Origin of the sequence: Aminobacter sp. AP02 (assembly GCF_003148805.1) — a bacterium.
Lineage (GTDB): Bacteria > Pseudomonadota > Alphaproteobacteria > Rhizobiales > Rhizobiaceae > Aminobacter.
On record NZ_QGGX01000009.1, the window covers coordinates 1 to 20,676 of the forward strand.

Sequence of the window (20,676 nt, forward strand, 5' to 3'; positions counted from 1 at the left end):
TTACCGACGGCAGCGCCGGCGTAATATTGCGCCTGCGCGCCGGTGACCGGGCACTGGAAGTTCTGCGAGGCGTCCTTGCAGAACACCGTCTCGGGGGCCGGGGCGGGTTCGGTCCAGTAGCGGTTGCCGACACGCTGCTGCATGGTCGGCACCGCCGCCAGCGCAAGCAGGTTTTGCGGATAGACCTCATAGATCGGCACGCCGGGCTGATAGCGCGGCTGCGGCGGCTCGGGCGGATTGGGCGGATTGGGCGGAGTCGGACCGGGAGGCGTCGGGACAATTTGCGAACGCAGATACCAGTTGCCGTCAGCGGTGTCGCCACCGACACCATTGTGGTGGAGAGTATAGGCAAAGGCGCCGCCAACCACAGCTTGCTGGCTATCCTTGGTGACATAGTCGCCGTTCAACGCAAACGCACCAGCTACCGAGGCCGTCTTGTTGCGCACCTCGACAACTTCAATGCCGTTGCCCGGAGTGAGAGCGCCACTCCCCCCGACGTTGGTCACGGTTATCGCGGTCGGGCCACCTGCACCGAGCTGGGTGCTATCAACGATCAGCATGTCGGAATAAGAGTTGGTCTGGCCGGCAAGTGGAATACCGGCATTCAGCATGGCGTTGACCAGCAACTTGCCGCCATCGGAGATGAAGACGCCATTGCCGGGCAGCAGCACACCGTCGACGCCGGGGCCTCCGGTGATTAACAACGTGTTGCCAACGACAGAACCGCGCAAATCGATCGTGCCAGCGTTGTCGAATGTTTCCAGATTGGTCAACTGGCCTTGCAGAAGGCCCTCGCGGTTGAAATCGTAAAAACTGGCTTCAAGTGGCCGGCTGTCGATACCCGTCGTCGGCACCGCGTAGCCTATTGTTTCGGTAACGGCTGCGCCGGCCACTGGCGCCAGGCGCACTGTGCCGTTTGTTTCGTTGAGAAACGTATCGTTTCCGGTGCCGAACCTAGAGATGGCGACCCGCTTGGTGTCGCGGATTCCATCGCCGTTGGTATCGGCGAAATGGCGAATGTCGAACGAGTTCGGCGTCAGGTTACGGAAGGTCGCGTCACCTCCGCCAAGTTGGATATAGCCGGTGATGTTGCCGTTGTTGACGATAGTGAGCGGGCTGGCTACGCCCACAACGAACCGGTCCAGTTCAGCGATGGCACGGTCGGACAGCGCCCCGATCGTGCCGTTGTTGGTAAGTGTCTTGGCACCGCCGGTCGAGCCGATGGCGACACCGGCGGACGGCGGGCTGACGGAACTTGGTTCCCATCCGCCGGAGACGCTGCCGCCCGCGTCGACGGTCACGCTTGAAGTGCTGCCCAATGCATAGATACCGACCGATTGAAGTCCACGGGCGTTGATCGCCGCCGCGGTGCTGACGGTCGAGGTGCCGGCGTTTGCCGTCGTCGCCTGGATGCCGTGAGACTGCTGGCCTGAGGTGTTGATCGCGCCGCTGTTGGTGATCGACAGGTTGCCGTCGGTCGAGGTCGCGAGAATTCCTGAGCTGGTAAGCCCGCTCGTCGTGATGGCCCCCGAGTTGTTCGCGGTAATCGGTCCGCCAGGCCCGTTGGGTCCGGCGGTCGTTGCGATCTCGATGCCCCGGCTATTGGTGCCCGTCGTGGCGATGGCGCCAGTATTTGTTACACTGACTTGTCCTCTGACCGCCACAGCCCGAATGCCGTCGGCTCGATTACCGGTAGTATTGATCGCCGCGCCAGTCGTCAGGTTGATCGTGCCGGTTGCCTGAGTGAAGGTATAGATGCCCGAGTTAGGATTCAGGGCATTGTTGGCGCCTGCGATCGTGTTGTCCAAGTTGATCGTCATGCCGGAACCAATATTGCCCGATATGTTTCCACCGGACGCAAGGGAATCGATCAGGATGCCGTTGCCGCCCTTGACGCTGACGACACCCGAAGCTTGAGCCATGTTGATCGTCGAAGCGCCACCGTTATGGGTCGTGGATTCAATACCGTCATTGTCGTCGGTATTGGTCACGAGGCTGGTGACGTTGAGCGTGCCCGAAAGGTTCATGGTGGCACTGCCTGTGCCACGAACGTTGACTTCGACCGTCGTTCCGTTGGCGGTGGTAACGTTGTTCGTCCCCGTCATGTTCAACACGCCATTGCCGGTCGGCGTGGTGAAGTCGGCTATAAGGACGTAGACGCCGATTGATGGGTAGGTGAGGTCATTGTTGATGACCGTCACATCGTTGAGCGTCATAGTCGCATTGCCGGTATTGCCGTTCACCTGCGAGCGAACAGCATCCTGCGTGCCAGGCGCGTCCGTTACCGTAACCGTCGAGGGCCCTGCCATAGTCAGGTTGGCGTTGGCGTTGGTGGTCGTGCAGGTAACCGGGGCGTTGTAGGTCGGGTTGTTGTTAGGGCCACATGCGGCGTCTGCTGGCGAGACCAATGATCCAAAGCAAACCAGAAGCGACGCAATACCAGTCGTTTCGAGCAGACGTTTTTGAACTCTCGACTGACGACGTTTGCCGTTGTTGACGGTATTTGCTTCAACCGACATTTCCGCCTCCAGCGTCTTCGCAGGCAGAGCGATTGGGGACTCAAGGCCCAAGAACATAGGTACGGAGGGCGTCCCTGACCAGAGCATCTGGTCTGCGGGGGTAACTGCATAGATGTGAGATTTGGGCAAATAAATGCTGTTCACGGAAGCACCTCCGCCACGCCCCAACAGCCCACTTTAAGGTGCGCGTGTAATTTGCGTCACGCAAGCAAACAGGACGTTAGGGAAACTATTTTGATGGAAGATTGTTACGCAATGTTGCCATTTGGCATCTGTTAACAAATTCTAACCAAACCCGTACCGGTTGATGACGACCCCTGAGATGATCGAAACTCCAATCGTCTTGCATCGGATCACATCAACGACGCAACCAGACCGTTGACCAGTCAGCGGAGCGTCTGGCCCCCCGCATCTAGTCGATAACCACCCACGTATGTTCAATTTCGAGAGCCTTTGGCTGTTTGGCTGCACGGCGCGATGCACATGCAGGCGCCCTAATAAAGGGCGATTAACCATTTGCATAGGCTTTTGATTGGCTCTTTGATCTAGATCAATTGACTTCACCTGGAATACCAATCCGTCTAACCTCCAATCCACTGGCGGCAGGAATTGGTACTTGTATTGGCAATTGCCTTGATTGGGATTGGATGCAAAACGCCGGCTAGGCGCATGCATTGTGTGCTCGGCCTATCGACGCGTACTGCCGATGCACGAATGCTGACTGCAGCCGGGACTTTTCTGCAATCCTAGATTTCAGAAACAACAGGGACGAGCTGAGGACGCGCATGCGCGTCGCTTGGCGACGACCGCCAAAGGCTGCGTTGCGGCACGTTGGTATTGGCCGACCGAATGCTAGGCCTGTGTCAGGCTTTTGGCGAAATCTGAAGGGCCGGACCGTCGTCTGCAGTCAAAATGGCGAGCAGGTCGATTTCCTGATCATGCGGCGCAAGGCGCAGGCTGGCCTCAGTGGTGCGGTACAGCTGATCGACATGGGCGACAGCCTTTTCGACTTCGCCGGCATAGATCAGCTCGACCAGCGGACGATGAGCCTGATGTGGCGGCCACAACACCAGGTGTTCCTGGTAAAGTGTGATCGCCATCGCCCCGCGCATCATCAAGCGTTCTTGCGCGGCAGCCAGCGTCTTGTTGCCGTAGAGCAGCGCAAGAAGCAGGTAGAACTCGACCACAAGCCGACGCATGGCGTGGTAGTCGTTGGCGGCCGCCGCTTGCTTTTGCATTTCGTAATGCGCATCGAGACGTGCGCGCTCTTCGGCTCCGAGGCGTTCGGGCGCGGCGGCGAGTTCGGCGACGACATGGCGGGCAATGATGCGGCTGGCCTCGAACACCTCCAGCGCCTCTTCCGGCGTCGGCGCAGCGACATAGGCGCCGCGGTTGGCCGGAAGGTTGATGATGCCTTGCTCCTCCAGAATGACGAGCACCTTGCGGATGACGGTGCGGCTGACGCTGAAGGCAGCGCCGATCTCGTCTTCGGAAAGCTTGGTGCCAGGGCGAACCTTGCGGTCGAGGATAGCGTTCCAAAGCCGGTCGTAAATCTGTGCTTCAACGCCGACCAGAGGGGCCGTCAGCGAAACGGCACCAAGCCCCTGCAGGGCGGGAGAGAGATAGCGATTGGGCATTTCAACTCGCATTACAGCAAAGGCCGATGCAAATGGCACTTTTTGCGATGCAACGTCCAGCGCAAAAACAATCGGATGCGCCGAAGTCCCGAACACAAGTCCTCAACCAATCGCGAGGCTGATGCTTGACCACCGCACGAAGACCACGACCGTGGAGTAGCTGCGTTCGCGTCGACGCACCCTACGGCGCCCCAGGCTCTGACCAGTTACGCTGCCCTACATCAGGCCAAGCTGCTTGTAGAACCCGAGAGCGTCGTAATAGTCGCTCTGGGTAGCGATCTTGCCGTCCTTGACCGAGAACATGGAGGCTCCCGTGAAGGAGAACTTCTTGCCAGTTGCCTTGGTGCCGTCGGCCCAATCGCCGGTGTTGGTACCGGAAAACTCCCATTCGAACGACACGCGGTCGTCCTGCACCACCGGCGCGCCTTTCATCTTCCAGACCGCGTCGGGAACGGCGTTGAGGAAATTATCGATAACTCCGGTCTTTGCGGCATCCTTGCCCTCGACCGGCTTGCCGACTGAGGCGTCGTAGTAGACGACCTTATCGCCGAAGTGCTCCGCCGCCTTGGCCGAGTCATGGGCATTCCAGGCGGCGAGATAGGCCTCTATGGTTGCCTGCGGGCTGTCCTGCGCGAAGACGGGTGCAGCAGTTGCGACAAATGTGGCAGCGATGGCCGCGGATACGAGAAACTGACGGCGTTGCATGTTTCTTCCTCCCTTGTTTCCTTCAACAACCTGCCGGGTCCCGGCCTCCTGAGGTGGCAGCGGCCCGGCAGCGCAGCTGGCGCGCGGTGGGCGGAGCCGGCTGCTCACCCATGCGCGATCATGACGTGGCGGACGGCGGTGTAGTCCTCCAACGCGTAGACTGACATGTCCTTGCCATATCCCGATTGCTTGAGGCCGCCATGCGGCATCTCGTTGGTCAACATGAAATGCGTGTTGATCCAGGTGCAGCCATATTGCAGCCGTGCGGCCGTCGACATCCCGCGAGAGATGTCCTTGGTCCACACTGACGACGCGAGCCCGTAGTCGCTGTCGTTGGCCCAGTTGACCGCCTCGTCGACATCGGAAAAGCGCGTGACAGAAACAACCGGTCCAAACACCTCTCGGCGCACGATCTCGTCTTCCTGGAGCGCTCCGGCAACCACGGTCGGCTGATAGTAGAAGCCGCCGCCCTCGCCCGGCTTGCCGCCAGTGGTGATCTCGATGTGCTTGAGTTCGGAAGCCCGTTCTACGAATGAAGCGACGCGGTCACGCTGGCGGCGCGAAATCAGCGGCCCGATCTCGTTTTCGGTATCGTCGGCCTGGCCAAAACGGATGGTTGACACGGCCGACGACAGGTCGGCGACGAGCTTGTCGTAGACCTTTTTGCCGGCATAGATGCGGCAGGCGGCGGTGCAGTCCTGGCCGGCATTGTAATAGCCGAAGGCGCGCAAGCCGCTGACTACCGCGTCGATGTCTGCATCGTCGAAGACGATGACCGGGGCCTTGCCACCCAATTCGAGATGGGTGCGCTTGACCGACTTGGCGGCCGCCTGCAACACCTTCTTGCCGGTGGCGACGTCGCCGGTGATCGAGATCATGTTGATCTTGGCATGGTTGATGAGCGTATTGCCGACACTCTCGCCACGCCCGAGCACGACGTTGACAACGCCTTCCGGCAAGACCTCCGCTAGAATTCTGGCAAGCTTAAGAGCCGTCAGCGGCGTTTGCTCGGAAGGCTTGAAGACGACCGTGTTGCCGCCAGCGATAGCGGGCGCGAGCTTCCACGCCATCATCATCAGCGGGTAGTTCCATGGCGCGATGGAGGCAACGATGCCGATCGGGTCGCGCCGGATCATCGAGGTATGGCCGGGCAGATATTCGCCCGCCACCAGCCCAGGCATCGAGCGTACGGCCCCGGCGAAGAAGCGGTAGCAGTCGACGATCGCAGGGATCTCGTCGTTAAGCACGGCATTGATCGGCTTGCCGCAATTAAGGGCCTCGAGCCTGGCGAACGCTTCCGCCTCCGCTTCGATACGGTCGGCGATCTTGAGCAGATAACCCGAGCGTTGCGCCGGCGTCGTCTTCGACCAGCTCACAAACGCCCTCTCGGCGGCCGCCACCGCCGCCTCGATCTGCGCCGGCGAAGCCTCTGGCAGGTTGAGAATCGTCTCGCCGGTGCGCGGGTTGAGGATCGCTTCCTCCGTCTCGGTCCCCTTTGCGAAGGTCGATCCGATCAGCATCTGGGTGTCCATATGAGCTCTCCCTGAATATTTGTCTCAAGTGAGCGAGTAGTGAGTGGTCAGTAGCGAGTAGGTCCGTTCAATCGTTCGTTCCTATTCACTACTCACCACTCCCTATTCGCTATTCGCTGTTTTTCATTTGCCAGCACCGGCGATCTGATCGCCTTCGCGGGTCAGGTAATAGGCAACGAGGATGGGCAGCAGAGTCGCAAGTACCACGACCATGGCGACGACATTGGTGACCGGGCGCTGGCGCGGCCGCACCAATTCCTCCAGCATCCAGATCGGCAGCGTCTGCTGCTGGCCGGCGGTGAATGTGGTGACAATGACCTCGTCGAAACTGAGCGCAAAGGCGAGCATGCCGCCGGCGAGCAGCGCCGTGCCGATGTTGGGCAGGATCACATGCCGGAACGTCTGGAAACCGTCGGCGCCAAGGTCCATCGAGGCTTCTATCAGCGAGCCGGAGGTGCGGCGGAACCGCGCCACCGCGTTGTTGTAGACGACGACGACGCAGAACGTGGCGTGGCCCAGCACGATCGTCCAGAACGAAAACGGAATCTCGGCCAGGCTGAAGGCCGAGCGCAGCGCGATACCGGTGATGATGCCGGGCAGCGCGATCGGCAGGATCACCAGAAGCGAGATCGCCTCACGGCCGAAGAACCTGGTCTGACTGACGGCTGCCGCGCAGAGGGTGCCTAGGACCAATGCTATCGACGTCGAGATCGCCGCGACCTGCACCGAAAGCCCGAGCGCCTGCCAAACGTCGGGTCGCCCCCAAGTGACAGCGAACCACTGCGTGGTCAGCCCGGGCGGCGGCCACTGGTAGCTCTTCTCCTCGGTGGTGAAGGCGTAGACGAAGATCAAAAGGATCGGCAGATGCAGGAAGGCAAGGCCTGCGGCAGCCGCGATCTTCAGGCCTGTCGGAGCCGATTGCGAACGGTCAGAGCGCATTGGGGCCTCCTGCTGCCAGGCTAGCGCCGCCCCTCACCTGCCTGCCGGCATCCTCTCCCCGTAACAACGGGGAGAGGAGACGCTGCCGCAACGTCCAAGCCCCCCTCTCCCCGTACTTACGGGGAGAGGGTAAGGGTGAGGGGCAACGCCTGTCTGCAAAATCACAGCGCATCGAAAGCCCCCATGCGTTTGGCGCCCCAGAGGTAGAAGCCCATGATGACGATCGGCACCACAGTGAAGGCGGCGGCGAGCGGGATGTTGCCGGCCGTACCTTGCTGGGCATAGACCGCCTGGCCAATGAACAGCCGGGAGGTGCCGATGATCTGCGGAATGATGTAGTCGCCGAGTGTCAGCGAGAAGGTGAAGATCGAGCCAGCTACGATGCCGGGTAGCGCCAGAGGAAACAGCACGTTGCGGAATGTCTGCCCGGGCGATGCACCGAGATCGGATGACGCCTCGACAAGATTTCCAGGCACGCGTTCGAGAGCTGCCTGTATCGGCAGGATCATGAACGGCAGCCAGACATAGACAAAGACGATAAAGGTGCCGGTGAAGGAGACCGACAGCGAGTTGCCACCGACAACGGGCAGCGATAGCCAGCTGTCGAGCAGCCACGACAGATGCAGCTTGGCAAACAGCCAGGTGAGGATGCCTTCCTTGGCAAGGATCAGCTTCCAGGCGTAAATCTTGACCAGATAGCTCGACCAAAGCGGCAGCATGACGCCGAGATAAAACAGTGCCTTCCATTTTCCCCGGGCATAACGCGCCGCGTAGTACGCGATCGGGAACGCGACAATGGCCGAGGCGAGCGTGACGAGCGCCGCCATCGTTACCGTGCGGACAATGATGTCGATATTCGCCGCCTGGAACAAATCGCCATAGGTCTTGAAGGTGAAGTGCCGATCAATGAGGCCGGAGTATTCGTCTATCGAAAAGAAACTTTGCGCCAGAAGTGCGAGCAGCGATCCGATGTAGATGACACCAAGCCAGAGTAGCGGCGGCGCGAGCATCAAAAACAGCAGCAACCCCGGGCGACGCCACAACAGGTCAGATAGCGATCCGCCGATGCCCCCGCGCTTGGGCAGGATCGCTGCGGCAGCGTCTGTGCCGGTGATGGCTTCGACACTCACGCCTGATCCTCCATCAAATGGAGCTGGTCGCGATTGAAGGTAAGCACGACATGATCGCCATCGTCCGGCAATGCCATGCCTGACGGCAACGTCGCATGCAACCTCAGGCCGTCGGCATCGAGCGCGAGCTTGGTGGCGGCACCTAGATAATGCCGTGACACGACACGCGCGGCGACGCCGTCGCCAGACGTTCCACGCCCGATGCGTATCGATTCTGGGCGCAGGCTGCCCCAGCGGCGCTGACCGACATAACGCTGGACGAAATCGGGGGGCAGCACGTTGGATGAACCGACGAAATCAGCGACAAAGCGCGAGGCCGGGCGCTGGTAAATCTCCTCGGGCGCACCGACCTGCATGATGCGACCGTCGTTGAACACGGCCACCCGGTCAGCCATCGACAGCGCCTCGCCCTGGTCGTGGGTGACGAAGACGAAGGTAATGCCGAGCGCTTTCTGCAGCGCCTTCAGTTCCTCCTGCATGCTCTCGCGCAGCTTGAGGTCGAGCGCGCCGAGCGGCTCGTCGAGGAGCAGCACCTTTGGCTTGTTGACGAGCGCACGTGCGAGAGCCACCCGCTGCCTTTGGCCGCCTGAGAGCTGCCCGGGCCGACGCGAGCCGTATCCCGGCAGTTGCACCAGACGTAGCGCTTCCTCGGCTTCGCGCAGCCGCTGGTCTTTGCCAACACCCTTGACCATCAGCCCGTAGGCGACGTTGTCGAGCACGTTGAGATGGGGAAACAGCGCATAGTCCTGGAACACAGTGTTGACGTTGCGGCGATAAGGCGGCACGCCCTCGGCGCGTTCGCCGAAAATCGAGATACTGCCGGAAGTCGGCTGCTCGAAGCCGGCGATCAGCCTGAGGCAGGTGGTCTTGCCTGAACCCGAGGGTCCCAGCATGGCGAAGAACTCACCGGGTTTGATTTCGAGGTCGACGGCATCGACCGCGCGCACCGCGCCGAAATGGCGCGATGTCTTCTGAAAGGCGACTGCTGGGGTCATCGTCTCAAGCTTCCGATGTCTGTGCCATGTGTATTCTGGTTGGATGCCTGCGCCATGGCTACGCATTGGGCCGCTCGACGGCCCGTGCCTTCACGCTGCCAGCGGGCTATCGTTCAGGGCCGGCCTCCGCCCCCTCTCCCCCAAGGAGAAAGGGTTGGCCGCATCGCAGCCTGGCGAGGGGGCATCGTTGCGGCCTCAGCGTCCGCCGATCACACCGATATAGTCCGACACCCAGCGGTAGTAGGGAACGCACTGGTCGTTCTGGGTGGCGCATTTCGACACGGGCGTCTTCCAGAATTTGATCTTGGCAAAATCCTCGAAGCCGTTGGTCTTGCAGCCTTCGTCGCCGAGCAGTGCATTGCCCTTGCATGCAGCGGGCACCGCAGGGTTCGAGCCAAACCAGGAAGCAAGATCGCCCTGCAGCTTGGCGTTCAGCGAATGCTCCATCCACATGTAGGCACAGTTCGGATTGGCTGCGTCGACATGCATCATCGTCGTGTCGGCCCAACCGGTGGCACCTTCTTCCGGAATGGTCGAGGCAATCGGCTGCTTTTCCGATTTGAGCAGGTTGACCTGGAACGGCCAGGAACCGGACGCGACCACGCCCTCGTTCTTGAAGTCGTCGACCTGGATCATGGCGTCGTGCCAGTAGCGCCCTGCGAGCGTACGCTGGACCCGCAGCAAGTCGAGTGCCGCCTTGTACTGGTCCTCATTGAGTTCGTACGGGTCCTTGATGCCGAGCTCGGGCTTGTGCGCCATCAGATAGTTGGCGGCGTCGGCAATGTGGATCGGGCCGTCATAGGCCTGTACGCGCCCCTTGTTGGGTTTGCCGTCAGGCAGATCCATCGCCTCGAACACGATGTTCCAGCTCTTGGGCGCTTCCTTGAACACGTCTGTGTTGTACATCAGCACGTTGGGACCCCATTGATAGGGCACGCCATAGTGCTTGCCATCGACGGTGAACCACGGCGCATCCTTGAGGCGCTCGTCGACTGTCGACCAGCTCTTGATGAGGTCCGTATTGATTTCCTGAACGCGCTTGCCGGCGACGAGACGAAGCGAGGCGTCGCCCGATGCGGTGACGAGGTCGAAGCCGCCCTCGTTCATCAGCGCCACCATTTCGTCGGAGGTCGCCGCGGTCTTGACGTTGACCTTGCAGCCGGATGATTTTTCGAAGTCCGTCACCCAATCGTAGTTCTTGTCGGTCTCGCCACGCTCGATGTAACCGGGCCACGCGATGATGTTGAGCTGGCCCTCGCCCTTGCCGAGTTCCTTGACCTGCGAAAAAGCCTGGCCGGAAAAGCTGCAAGCCAAGGCGATGGCCGTGCAGGATTTCAGAAATGCCTTCATCTCGATTCTCCCATTTGCAGGGGCCGCTCTCGATCGGCGGCGTTGCCCTGAAACGAAAGGTGCTGCGAAAGCGCAGGTTTCGCAAATTCATTTGAAAGAAGGGTGATATCGGTTTTCCCGATACCAGGCAGGCACGTCAAAGCTTCTGGCGAACTGTCCGCTGAGCTTGGGCAATACCGATGAAATCGCGCGCCGCGGCCGGCAGCGAAGAGCCGCGCCGCCAAACCATGCCAACCTGCACCACCGGCAGCGATCCCGACACATCGCGGGACTCGATACGGTCGCCTTCCAACGACCATGGCCGGTACACGAGGTCAGGCAGAAGCGCGACACCTGCGCCGGTCGCCACCAGCGAGCGCACGGCTTCAACCGAACGTGTGCGAAAGGCGACATGTGGCTTGGCGCCGATCGCTGAAAGCAGCTTGCCGGTGTTTTCCTCGATCTCGTCGACCGACAGCATGATCAGCGGCTCGGAAACGATATCGCCAACGCTGATGATCTCTGCGGAAGCCAGCGGGTGACCGAGCGGCAGCCACAGGCGGTATGCCGAAACCTCGAGAATTTCCGATTGCAACGCCATGCGATCGCGCAGATTGGAGGTCACCATGACCGCAAGGTCCAGCTTGCCGCCGACCAGCAGGTGCTCGAGGTAATCGCCATTGTCTTCGATGGCGGAGATCTCGACCGCCGGATGTGCGCGTCGGTAACGCGCCAAAAGATCCGAGAGCACGTAGCCAGCGACCAACGACGTGACGCCGAGCTTGAGCTGGCCGGTGGCTCTTGCCTGCCCGCCAAAGAATGTACGGCGCGCATCGGAGACGTCGGCAAGGATCTTGGTAGCGTGGCGCAGGAACTGATGGCCTTTGTGGGTGATGTTGAGACCACGCGGGTGACGCTCGAACAACTCGACGCCGAGATCGCCTTCCAGTTCCTTGATTGCCTCGGTCACCGAGGATTGCGAGATCGACAGGTTCTGTGCCGCCCGAGAGATGGTGCCCTGCTCGGCGACGGCGACAAAGAACTGGAGTTGACGGAGCGTGAAGGCCATGGCCGGACTAAACAGGGCGCCGAGGCATTTTGGAAGGGGCAGCCTCGTGTCTTCGCTTACTTGAACGGATCAAGGCTCGCTTCGGATTGACATCGATATGGTGGCCATTTCGGACGCCATGACTGTGCGTCTCATCTTGTTGACTGCCCGTCCCAATTTGCCACCCGGGCAGTGACAGCACAATCTGGCCGTGCAAGGGCTCTTAAGCAGTTCACCCGAAATGCTCTGCTGGATGGCCGGCGCGGACAACTATGCTGTCGTCTTGCGTCGGCGTTTCGCGCCTGTGAAGCTGGATCAATTTACCGCTTGTTCAAAACATCACGTAAGCCGGCGTCTGAATTGACAAGATCTAGCCAAATGTAACGTTTCCTGCAGAAATATCTCGAATTGCCACACCCGAACACAGGAATTGTCTTCGAAACGAAGCCATGCCTCTGGTGACGTTTTCGTTGGATTTGCAATAGAGCGGTCGGCATCGAAACATTGCAACATATCGATTTACCCAGCTATGACTTGGTAATGAACTGCCATTGCGGATGCGGGTAGACCACCTTACGGGACGGTACTGGATGTTCGAAGCTCAAACCAGTCCCCAGTCACGCACCGCGCGCGGTATTGTTTGGCCGTTCCCTCCCGGATTGGAATGCTTCGCCGCGTGGAAGGCGGCCCTCTCTTTCCTTGTGGACTGTGCCATACCGGATGACGCTGACCCGGCAGTGTTCGACTTTCACGGCTGCACATGGCAGCTTCCCGAGGCATTTGTGCAGATCAATGGCGGGTCAGCCATGAGCATGGCTCGGACACAGCGCGTCATTGATGAAAGACCAATCTCTCAGATGTCGCTTTATCTGCTTACACGCGGAAGCGTCGTGACCGACTACGACGGACACAAGCAAACTCATGTTCCCGGCGATATCGTCGCCGTCGACTATTCCTTGCCTTATGAATCCCAAACGCCCGGCTACGAAGGGATAACAGTCACCTTCGACAGGGCGAGCGCCCCGGCCGCGCTTCAAGGCATTGTCCACGGCGTGGTACTGCCTGCAAACAGCAGCGCCGGTAACCTTCTTGGGATCCAGATGAGATCGCTTATCGATCATATCGACGGGCTCACGGTCGACCAGGCTCAGTCGGCGGTCGACGGCATTTTGCGGTTTGCCGCGACTACCTTTCCTTCAGCGGTACCGAAAAAGAAGCGCGACGATGTTTCTGTCCTGGATCGCGCCCGTCGGCTGGCCAAAAAGAAAATATCCGACCCGGAGTTTGGCCCCGAAGATCTGGCGGTCGCACTGGGCGTTTCGCGATCGAAGCTGTTTCGATCGTTTGAGGCCCATGGCGGGGTGCAACGCTGGCTGCTTGGTGAGCGGTTGACGGCGAGCCTCCAGGCCATCGTAAGATCCGCTGGCAAGCTGAAGATTTCGGTCATCGCACACCAGCACGGATTTCGCAGCGAGGCACATTTCAGTCGTGCTTTCCGGAAGCGATACGAATTGAGCCCAAGCTCGGCTCTGGCCTTGGCCATGCGTTCCCAAGGCACCACCCTGTATCTGAACTGGGCCAAGAAGAATGGAAAGACGGAAGGATCAACTACCGAAGCTTGGCTTGCTTCTGCTCTAGCCAGAGACCGGAAAAGCCAGGAAGAGAGCGCCAATCCAACGCGATGAACCCCGCATCCAGATCCGCGCCGGTTGCACGATAGCCGTTGGCTTCGCCATGATATCGTGAACCGGTCAAGCAGCGAGAGCTCTACCAGGAGTACCGCTGGGCCACAGCCAAATGTTAAACGGCGTCGTCCAGGCGCTTGCCTGTTCAAGTGCCAGGCTTGATGAAACTCATGACCAGAACCGTGGCGATTGCTGACAGAAGGTGTCAGCCCTGTAGCCTTCGCAACAATTTGCCCCAGCGCTTTGAGGGCGCCTCCGCTTCGATCTCGGCATGAGGTTTAACCCCGCCCTCGCCCAGTCCGCGCGTCCTGGCATCGCTTGGGCTGTAGCCAAACTTGCGCTTGAAGGCACGGCTGAAGTCGGCGCCGTCGCTGAAACCGCGTTCCTCGGCAATTTCGAGAATCTTTCGGCCATCGCTTTGATTGGCAAGTGCCGCATGGGCATCGAGCAGACGCCTGTGCTGGATGTAGCTCATCACCCCGCCGGTCGGCTCGAACAGCCGATAGAGCCGCGTTCGGGAGATACCGAGCGCACGCCGCAGCATTTCGGCACCAAGGTCTGGATCATAGAGATTGGCCGAGACGAAACGGCGCGCCCTTTCGAGCAACACGGTCCCGAGGGGATCTTGGGCAGCTTCAAGATGATCGGCGGTAGGTGCGACGCAAGCCACGATCATGGCCCGCATGGCCGAGACCAATCCGGGGAGGTCTTCAGGATTGAGCGTCGGCAGGCTCGCTTCCAAGCCGACCATGAAATCGGCGAAAAGCTTGCCCATTCCAGTGTCGAGCGCCGAGAATTCGGCGGCATCCATCGTGCCGACCGCGTCGCGGCAAAAATCGCGGGGCACGATCAGCATCAGCATTTCGCTGTTGCTGACATGACCTTCGAAAGGCCGCCCGAGTGGATGGACCTGCACCAGCCCTGAATCGCAATCGAGCACCCTCGTGGGACCCACGGTATTGGAGTGGCCGTCGAGCAGAAGGGTCATCATCCAGTGATCCAGCGGGTCCCGGCGAACATGCCCGGGCAGGCTGGTGAACTGAAGCCCTTGCGTGCGTATCTTCGAGAAAGCGAGACTGCCCAAGTCCCAGATCACTTGCTGTCCGTCAAAGCCGCTTGCTGTGTCCTGGGATGCGGAGAAAGACAACATGGGCGCGAAATTGTCGCGCCAGCCGGCAAACTGATCGTTGATTGGCAATTCCGACGTCGAGAACTCGAAGCCTTGAAGGTGTTGGCCGACCGGCCGGTCCGTATGTTGTTCGAACTCTGAAAAAGTGGAAACGCCCGCCTCGGTAGGCTGCTCGCGAATATCCAATGGATGTTCTCCGATTCACATCGAACTCACCGCAAAGCTGTGCCCAAACTATCGATCCAGTGAGTCAGGTAACCTCTCGCTGCGCCGACCGGCCGCTAAACTTGCGACAGAATGTAGCAGAAAGCCAGATGATTTTTGGAAGGATGCCTGGCTCCGACCGCAGCTGAGCGATGCGCAATGCGCCCCAGCGCGCCGGCAGACGTTGGCGAAATGTCCAGCAGCCTTCGCCGCCCGACATCCGGAGGGGCGTTCCCTTCCCCGCCGCAGATGGTGAACCGAACTGGTTCGGCCCACCATGCTTGCTTGAAGCTCAGCTTGCCGGCGTGGCGGAAGCCTTCTGCAACGCGTCGCGCAGGACCTGTTCCTTGCTTTCGTCGAGCGAGGTCTTGAGCACCACGCCGCCAAAGCCGGCGATCTCCTTGAGCACCTTGTCGGCGGTCATTTCCTGCACCAGCACGAAAAGAGCGCCATTGCCCGGCTGGAGACTACCTGACAGCTCCTTCATGAAGGCGTCATTGATGCCGAAATCGCTCATGGCGCCACCGAGCGCGCCCGAGGCCGCTCCCACGGCAACGCCAAGCAGCGGATTGAGGAAGAGCACACCAATCAGCAGCCCCCAGAAGCTGCCAGACACCGCACCGGCGGCGGTCGTGTTGAGCAACTGGTTCAGCTTGATCTTGCCGGCTTCGTTCTTGGTTGCGATGACGGCATCGCTTATCTTGATAAGATATTGTTTCTGCAAATCAAACAGGCGTTCCCGCACCTCTTCCGCCTTGGCTTCCGTGGGATAGACGATGACGATCAGATCAGACATGACGAACTCCAATTTCAAACGAGTGAACGAACGCCAAGCGTTGCGAACGCCAGACCATATCGCGCCCAACGCATGGGAGGGATTAGCCGTAAATCCCGTAGCTAGGCACTGCGTTCCATTCTGAGCGCGTAATGGCAAAGGTCAACGGGTTCCGCCGGACGTTGCCCTGCCGTCAAGGAATTGGACGCGCACGGGAGCCTCGGCCAGGCGGCGGTAAAGCTTCTTGTTTTGGGCGATCGGCCACCAGTCATAGAGAAAAATCTCAAGCGGGCGCCAGAGTGCAACCCAGCCAACGATGATCAGGCCCTCCTCGAAGAAATGCGCTATGCCACTTCTGGGAACCAACGCGGCGAGCGTCTGGCCGACAGCCAGGCACAAGCCTAGCACGGCCAGACCGACCAGGAGCGTACGCCGCCCTACCCTGAACAGGTCGCTCAGTTCGCGACCGACGACCCCCGCCCGATAGTTGAAGAAATTGGGGATCGACTTGTCCAGGCTGCTAACCGCTGGACTTTGCGCCGCACTCGCCGGCAAGTGGATGGTGATTTCGAACGGCTGGTTGCGAGGCAGCTCGTGCGCCCAGTCGAAAATGTACGCGTCAGCGTCCCTTGCCAGGTCTCGATCCCGGAAGGGAAACGGGTCCATAGTTTCGAACAGTTGCGAAACGTCCTCGAGACGGATCTCGATCGAGTTGGCCAAATCGTCCGTCCTATTTTCAGTTCGACGCGGAAGCAGAGCGTTCGTCAACCCACCCGATCAGTACCGGGTGGGTTCGCCTCTGCCTTGCTCAGCCGGCCAATACCGCGGACTCGGCCGGATGGGCTTTGGCCTGAGCCGGATCGCGCTCGGCCGGAATGCGGAACCATATGATGTAGAGCGCCGGCAAGAAGATCAGGGTCAGGGCGGCGGCAACCACCAGGCCACCGATGACCGTGAAGGCAAGGGGCGCCCAGAACGGATCGCGGATGATCGGCAACATGCCAAGGATCGTCGAGCCTGCGGTGAGGAACACCGGCCGGACACGCTCGGCAGTGACATCGATGACGCCCTGCCAGGATTTGCCCTGGGCTTCCATGCGCTTGTCGATCTGGTCAATCAACACCACCGAGTTTCGGGTGATCATGCCTATCAGCGCGATCATGCCGAGCACCGCAATAAAGCCGACCGGCGTATTGGTCACCAGCATGATCAGCACGACGCCGATCAGTCCCAACGGAACCACGCTGACGACCAGGAGCAGGCGCTGGACGCTTTGCAACTGGAACATCAGGATGATGACCATGACGATCGCCATCAGCGGGATCATCTCGAGCACCGACCCCATGCCTGTCTCGGCACCTTCGACGGAGCCGCCAACCTCGATGCTGAAGTTCGGGTTGTCCTTGCGCAACTGGTCGATCCTGGGTTCCGCCGCACTGACCACGCTCTCCGCCATGACGCCTTCCTTGACGTCGGCCTGGACGGTGATGGTTGTCTCGCGGTCGCGGCGCCAGATGATCGGCTGCGTTGTCTGGTACTCGATGGTGGCGATGCTGGACAGTGGAACCGTCTTGTTCGGACCGATCGGGATCTGCAGGGAACGCAACGTCTCGATATTGGTGCGCTCCTCGGCAGCCGCGCGGGCAACGACATTCACCAGATAAATGGAATCGCGAACCTGCGTGATCGGGAGGCCCGATGCCGTGGCAAACAGCGTCTGTGCGATGGCCGCCGAATTCAGCCCTACCAGCCGTGCCCGATCCTGATCGACATCGATCACGACCTTCCGGATTGGCTCATTCCAGTCGAGATTGGGCGCAATGACCCCATTGATGTCACCGACGACGTCGGCAACCTTCCATGCAAGGTCGCGAACGCCGGCCACATCTGGACCGCTGACCCGATACTGCACCGGCCAGCCGACCGGAGGTCCCATTTCCAACGGCGAAACACGGGCAACGATGTTGGGGAACTTCTCATCGAGCTCCTGCTGCAGCCTTGCCTGCAAGCCATCGCGCGCGGCTACGCTTTTGGCGATTACCACGGCCTGAGCACGGAACGGCGCCGGCGCCTGGATGTCCATCGGCAGGTAGAAGCGAATGGCGTCCGATCCGACGTAGAAACTCCAGTCGACGACATCCTCGTCGGCCGCGAGAATTTTTTCGACACGCTCGACCTCAGCGGCAGTTGCTGAGGTGGAAGCGCTCTGTGGCAGGACAAGCTGCAGCATCAGCTCCGGACGATCGGAAGGCGGGAAGAATTGCCGCTTCATCAGCGACGAACCCATCAAAGCCACGACGAACATCGCGGCCGTGCCCAGCACTACGGCAAAACGAAGCCGAACACAGGCATAGAGGATTTTCTTGAAGCCGCGAACGAGCCTGCTTTCAGTTTTTTCGCCGGTAGTTGAGCCGGACTTCAAGACTGCAAGGCCAACGATCGGCGTCAGCAGAACGGCAATCAGCCATGACAGGATCAGTGCGAACGTGATCACCAAAAAGAGCGATCGCGCGTATTCGCCCGACACGCTTCGCGCCAGGCCCACAGGGATGAAGCCGGCGATGGTAACGAGCGTGCCCGCCAACATTGGGAAGGCTGTCGAGGTATAGGCAAATGAGGCGGCCTTTACCCTGTCATAGCCCTCCTCGAGCTTGGCCATCATCATTTCGACCGCCACCATGGCATCATCGATCATCAGCGTCAGCGCGATGATCAGCGCTCCAAGCGACACGCGTTGTAGCGCGATACCTGTGATGTCCATCAACAGGAAGGTCATGCACAGTACGAGCGGGATGGAAACAGCAACAGCCAGGCCGGCGCGGAATCCAAGCGCCACGAAGCTGACGCCGAGCACGATGATCACTGCTTGGGTCAGCGAAACGGTAAAGCCGCGAATAGCGTTCGTGACGACTTCAGGCTGGCTCGCGACATGAATCATGTTGATGCCAACCGGCAGATCGTGCTCGAACCGGGTCATCACCGTATCGATGTTGTGCCCGAGCTCCAGGATATCGCCGCCCGATTCCATCGACACGGCAAGCCCGATTGCAGGCTTTCCCCTGACGCGGAACATCGGCTGCGGCGGATCGACGGTTCCGCGAACCACACTGGCGATGTCGCCAAGGCGCACGAAACCCGACGTCGTCGGTATGTTCAGATTGCGGATGTCATTTTCGTTGCGCAGATCACCCGATACTTCGAGGATCGTACGATCGGCCTCCGTGGTCATGGTGCCAGCCGGCAGGACTGCATTTTGCGCCTGGATGGTGCTGATCACCGTCGCGGCACTGAGGCCAAGGCTTGCCAGCCGCCTGGTTGAGAACTCGATGTAGATGGTCTCGTCCTGAGTGCCCAGAAACTCGACCTTCCCGATATTGTCGAGACGCAGCAGCCTGTTGCGGGCCTCGTATGCCCAGTCTCGAACCTCGCGGTCGCTGAAGTCGGTGGAGGTGAAGGCGTAGATGATGCCGAAGGTATCGCCGAACTCGTCGTTGAAGAAAGGACCGCGGACCCCCTGAGGCAGGGTCGTTTGCATGTCACCTATCTTCTTGCGTACCTGGTACCATAGGTCGGCAACTTCGTCGGGCGGGGTCGAATCCTCGAGGCTGACATAGATGACGGATTGCCCAGCGCTGGTCAGGTTACGCAATGTATCGAGGCGCGGCACCTCCTGAAGCGAGCGCTCAAGCCTGTCAGTAACCTGATCGACGGTCTGTTCAATGGTGGCGCCTGGCCAGACCGCATGAACCAGCATCGTCTTGACCGTGAAATCAGGATCTTCGCTGCGCCCAAGGTTCACGTAGGAGATGGCGCCGGCGATGGCGCCGAGCAACATCAGGAAGATGACCAAGCCCTGGCGCTTGATCGCCCATTCCGAAAGGTTGAATCCACCGTTCATTGCGCGGCTCCGGCAAGCAGTCGGACAGGCATGGCCGGACGCAGTTGTTGAACGCCCGCGACAACGACGTTGTCACCTTCCTTCAATCCGCTCGAGACGAGGAAATCCTGGGTTTCGAAGCGCGCCACATCGATCGGCACGAGCTTGGTGGTGCTGTCGGCCGGGTTGACGACCCAGACGGCAGGTCGATTGTCCTGATTGAACAGCGCCGTCATCGGCAGACGCGCGACGGGCTCGCCCGTGAGCTGGAGCGTGCCACGAACAGCACTGCCAAAACGGAAATCGCCGGGCACGGCGTCAAGGGCAACGCGAACGGTAAAGTTGCGGGTCACCGGATTGGCGGTCGGGGAGACTTCGCGAACGGTGCCAGTCGCCTTGCTGTTCGGGTTGCTCAACAAGCGCGCCTCGACCGTCACATCGCGGCTGGCGTCCTGGATCGCAGCTTCCGGCACCTGGAAGACTGCGTCCATCTCCGCCAGTTGGGCGACACGCACGATCATCTGTCCACCGCCGACAACCTGCCCGACATCACCCCCGACAGCCGTCACCACACCGGCCGCGTTGGACTTGAGCACGCGGTTGTCGAGGTTGTTTTGGGCAACGCGCACAGCCGCCTGGGCTGCGTCTACGCCTGCGCGCGCGGCGTTCGCCTGCGCGATGGCAGCATCGAGCGCGGCACGGCTGATGGTCGCCGGATAAAGCCGCTCCTGGCGGCTGCGTGTCATGTCGGCGTTGTCGAAATTAGACTGGGCCGCAAACAGATTGGCCTCCGCCTTTCGCACCGCGTCCTGGGAGTCCTCGATATCCAGGCGCGCCAGCACGGTGCCGACTTCAACCATGTCGCCGACCTCGACGTCGCGTTCCCTGATTTCGCCGCCCTGGCGGAAACCGAAGCTGGTCTCTACCCGTGGCTGGATCTCGCCGACGAGCGAACCGAATGTATCTTCGGGATTGAACGACACTGCCACCGTCTTCACCGGGCGTGGCGGCAGCACCACGGTCTCTTCTTCCCGCTGGCATCCGACAAGAAGAAATGAAGCAACGGTAGTGGCAGCCATGGCAAGCATGGCATTGTGTCTTGATGCCGGGCGACGCGGTGTCATGAAGAAGCCCCCTTCTTGAGATGCATGTGTGAATTCAGGTTTCGGCTG

The 20,676-nt window shown here is 60.3% G+C and carries 15 protein-coding genes; 1 reads left to right on the forward strand and 14 read right to left on the reverse strand.

Features of this window, described 5'->3' with window-relative positions; genetic code table 11:
• From C8K44_RS13060 to C8K44_RS13100, 9 genes are all read right to left on the reverse strand, one after another.
• On the reverse strand, nt 1-2,519 hold a 2,519-nt coding region (locus C8K44_RS13060), incomplete at its 3' end, for an autotransporter outer membrane beta-barrel domain-containing protein (protein WP_158282733.1).
• A gap of 863 nt (nt 2,520-3,382) precedes the next feature.
• Nucleotides 3,383-4,156, reverse strand: coding sequence for a GntR family transcriptional regulator (locus tag C8K44_RS13065; RefSeq protein WP_158282734.1), 774 nt, complete (start codon nt 4,154-4,156; stop codon nt 3,383-3,385).
• Nucleotides 4,157-4,372: 216 nt separating this feature from the next.
• Nucleotides 4,373-4,861 (reverse strand): ester cyclase, encoded by a 489-nt coding sequence (locus C8K44_RS13070; protein ID WP_109576240.1) that lies wholly within the window; start codon nt 4,859-4,861, stop codon nt 4,373-4,375.
• Nucleotides 4,862-4,965: 104 nt separating this feature from the next.
• Complete coding sequence (locus C8K44_RS13075) at nt 4,966-6,393, reverse strand: gamma-aminobutyraldehyde dehydrogenase (protein ID WP_109576241.1); 1,428 nt, start codon at nt 6,391-6,393, stop codon at nt 4,966-4,968.
• A 123-nt stretch (nt 6,394-6,516) separates the two neighbouring features.
• The gene (locus C8K44_RS13080) at nt 6,517-7,332 is read right to left on the reverse strand and encodes an ABC transporter permease (RefSeq protein WP_109576242.1); all 816 of its coding nucleotides are present in this window, start codon (nt 7,330-7,332) and stop codon (nt 6,517-6,519) included.
• A 161-nt stretch (nt 7,333-7,493) separates the two neighbouring features.
• Nucleotides 7,494-8,462, reverse strand: a complete 969-nt coding sequence (locus tag C8K44_RS13085) for an ABC transporter permease (protein ID WP_109576243.1) — start codon at nt 8,460-8,462, stop codon at nt 7,494-7,496.
• Nucleotides 8,459-9,457 carry an ABC transporter ATP-binding protein gene (locus C8K44_RS13090; protein WP_109576244.1) on the reverse strand — a complete coding sequence of 333 codons (999 nt, stop codon included), beginning with the start codon at nt 9,455-9,457 and terminating at the stop codon, nt 8,459-8,461. The genes C8K44_RS13085 and C8K44_RS13090 overlap by 4 nt, the downstream gene beginning before the upstream one ends.
• Nucleotides 9,458-9,652: 195 nt before the next feature.
• Nucleotides 9,653-10,807, reverse strand: coding sequence for an ABC transporter substrate-binding protein (locus tag C8K44_RS13095; protein WP_109576245.1), 1,155 nt, complete (start codon nt 10,805-10,807; stop codon nt 9,653-9,655).
• A gap of 136 nt (nt 10,808-10,943) precedes the next feature.
• Complete coding sequence (locus C8K44_RS13100; protein ID WP_109576246.1) at nt 10,944-11,855, reverse strand: LysR substrate-binding domain-containing protein; 912 nt, start codon at nt 11,853-11,855, stop codon at nt 10,944-10,946.
• A gap of 569 nt (nt 11,856-12,424) precedes the next feature.
• Here C8K44_RS13100 and C8K44_RS13105 point away from each other — a divergent pair.
• A complete protein-coding gene (locus C8K44_RS13105) occupies nt 12,425-13,519 on the forward strand; it encodes an AraC family transcriptional regulator (protein WP_109576433.1) in 1,095 nt (364 codons plus the stop codon).
• 205 nt (nt 13,520-13,724) lie between these two features.
• On the opposite strand, the gene C8K44_RS13110 is transcribed toward C8K44_RS13105, so the two are convergent.
• From C8K44_RS13110 to C8K44_RS13130, 5 genes are all read right to left on the reverse strand, one after another.
• A complete protein-coding gene (locus C8K44_RS13110) occupies nt 13,725-14,834 on the reverse strand; it encodes a helix-turn-helix domain-containing protein (protein ID WP_245417466.1) in 1,110 nt (369 codons plus the stop codon).
• A gap of 310 nt (nt 14,835-15,144) precedes the next feature.
• Complete coding sequence (locus C8K44_RS13115; protein ID WP_109576247.1) at nt 15,145-15,648, reverse strand: DUF1269 domain-containing protein; 504 nt, start codon at nt 15,646-15,648, stop codon at nt 15,145-15,147.
• 141 nt (nt 15,649-15,789) lie between these two features.
• Nucleotides 15,790-16,347 (reverse strand): hypothetical protein, encoded by a 558-nt coding sequence (locus C8K44_RS13120; RefSeq protein ID WP_109576435.1) that lies wholly within the window; start codon nt 16,345-16,347, stop codon nt 15,790-15,792.
• Between the two features lie 88 nt (nt 16,348-16,435).
• Complete coding sequence (locus tag C8K44_RS13125; protein ID WP_109576248.1) at nt 16,436-19,525, reverse strand: efflux RND transporter permease subunit; 3,090 nt, start codon at nt 19,523-19,525, stop codon at nt 16,436-16,438.
• Nucleotides 19,522-20,628, reverse strand: coding sequence for an efflux RND transporter periplasmic adaptor subunit (locus C8K44_RS13130; RefSeq protein WP_245417467.1), 1,107 nt, complete (start codon nt 20,626-20,628; stop codon nt 19,522-19,524). The genes C8K44_RS13125 and C8K44_RS13130 overlap by 4 nt, the downstream gene beginning before the upstream one ends.
• Between the last annotated feature and the right edge of the window lie 48 nt (nt 20,629-20,676).

What these genes read in the sequence shown, in the direction of transcription:
- C8K44_RS13115 (WP_109576247.1), bottom strand. Translation starts at nt 15,648, where the DNA reads ATGTCTGATCTGATCGTCATCGTCTATCCCACGGAAGCCAAGGCGGAA.
- C8K44_RS13070 (WP_109576240.1), bottom strand. Translation starts at nt 4,861, where the DNA reads ATGCAACGCCGTCAGTTTCTCGTATCCGCGGCCATCGCTGCCACATTT.
- C8K44_RS13130 (WP_245417467.1), bottom strand. Translation starts at nt 20,628, where the DNA reads ATGACACCGCGTCGCCCGGCATCAAGACACAATGCCATGCTTGCCATG.
- C8K44_RS13090 (WP_109576244.1), bottom strand. Translation starts at nt 9,457, where the DNA reads ATGACCCCAGCAGTCGCCTTTCAGAAGACATCGCGCCATTTCGGCGCG.
- C8K44_RS13105 (WP_109576433.1), top strand. Translation starts at nt 12,425, where the DNA reads ATGTTCGAAGCTCAAACCAGTCCCCAGTCACGCACCGCGCGCGGTATT.
- C8K44_RS13075 (WP_109576241.1), bottom strand. Translation starts at nt 6,393, where the DNA reads ATGGACACCCAGATGCTGATCGGATCGACCTTCGCAAAGGGGACCGAG.
- C8K44_RS13125 (WP_109576248.1), bottom strand. Translation starts at nt 19,525, where the DNA reads ATGAACGGTGGATTCAACCTTTCGGAATGGGCGATCAAGCGCCAGGGC.
- C8K44_RS13065 (WP_158282734.1), bottom strand. Translation starts at nt 4,156, where the DNA reads ATGCCCAATCGCTATCTCTCTCCCGCCCTGCAGGGGCTTGGTGCCGTT.
- C8K44_RS13080 (WP_109576242.1), bottom strand. Translation starts at nt 7,332, where the DNA reads ATGCGCTCTGACCGTTCGCAATCGGCTCCGACAGGCCTGAAGATCGCG.
- C8K44_RS13095 (WP_109576245.1), bottom strand. Translation starts at nt 10,807, where the DNA reads ATGAAGGCATTTCTGAAATCCTGCACGGCCATCGCCTTGGCTTGCAGC.
- C8K44_RS13100 (WP_109576246.1), bottom strand. Translation starts at nt 11,855, where the DNA reads ATGGCCTTCACGCTCCGTCAACTCCAGTTCTTTGTCGCCGTCGCCGAG.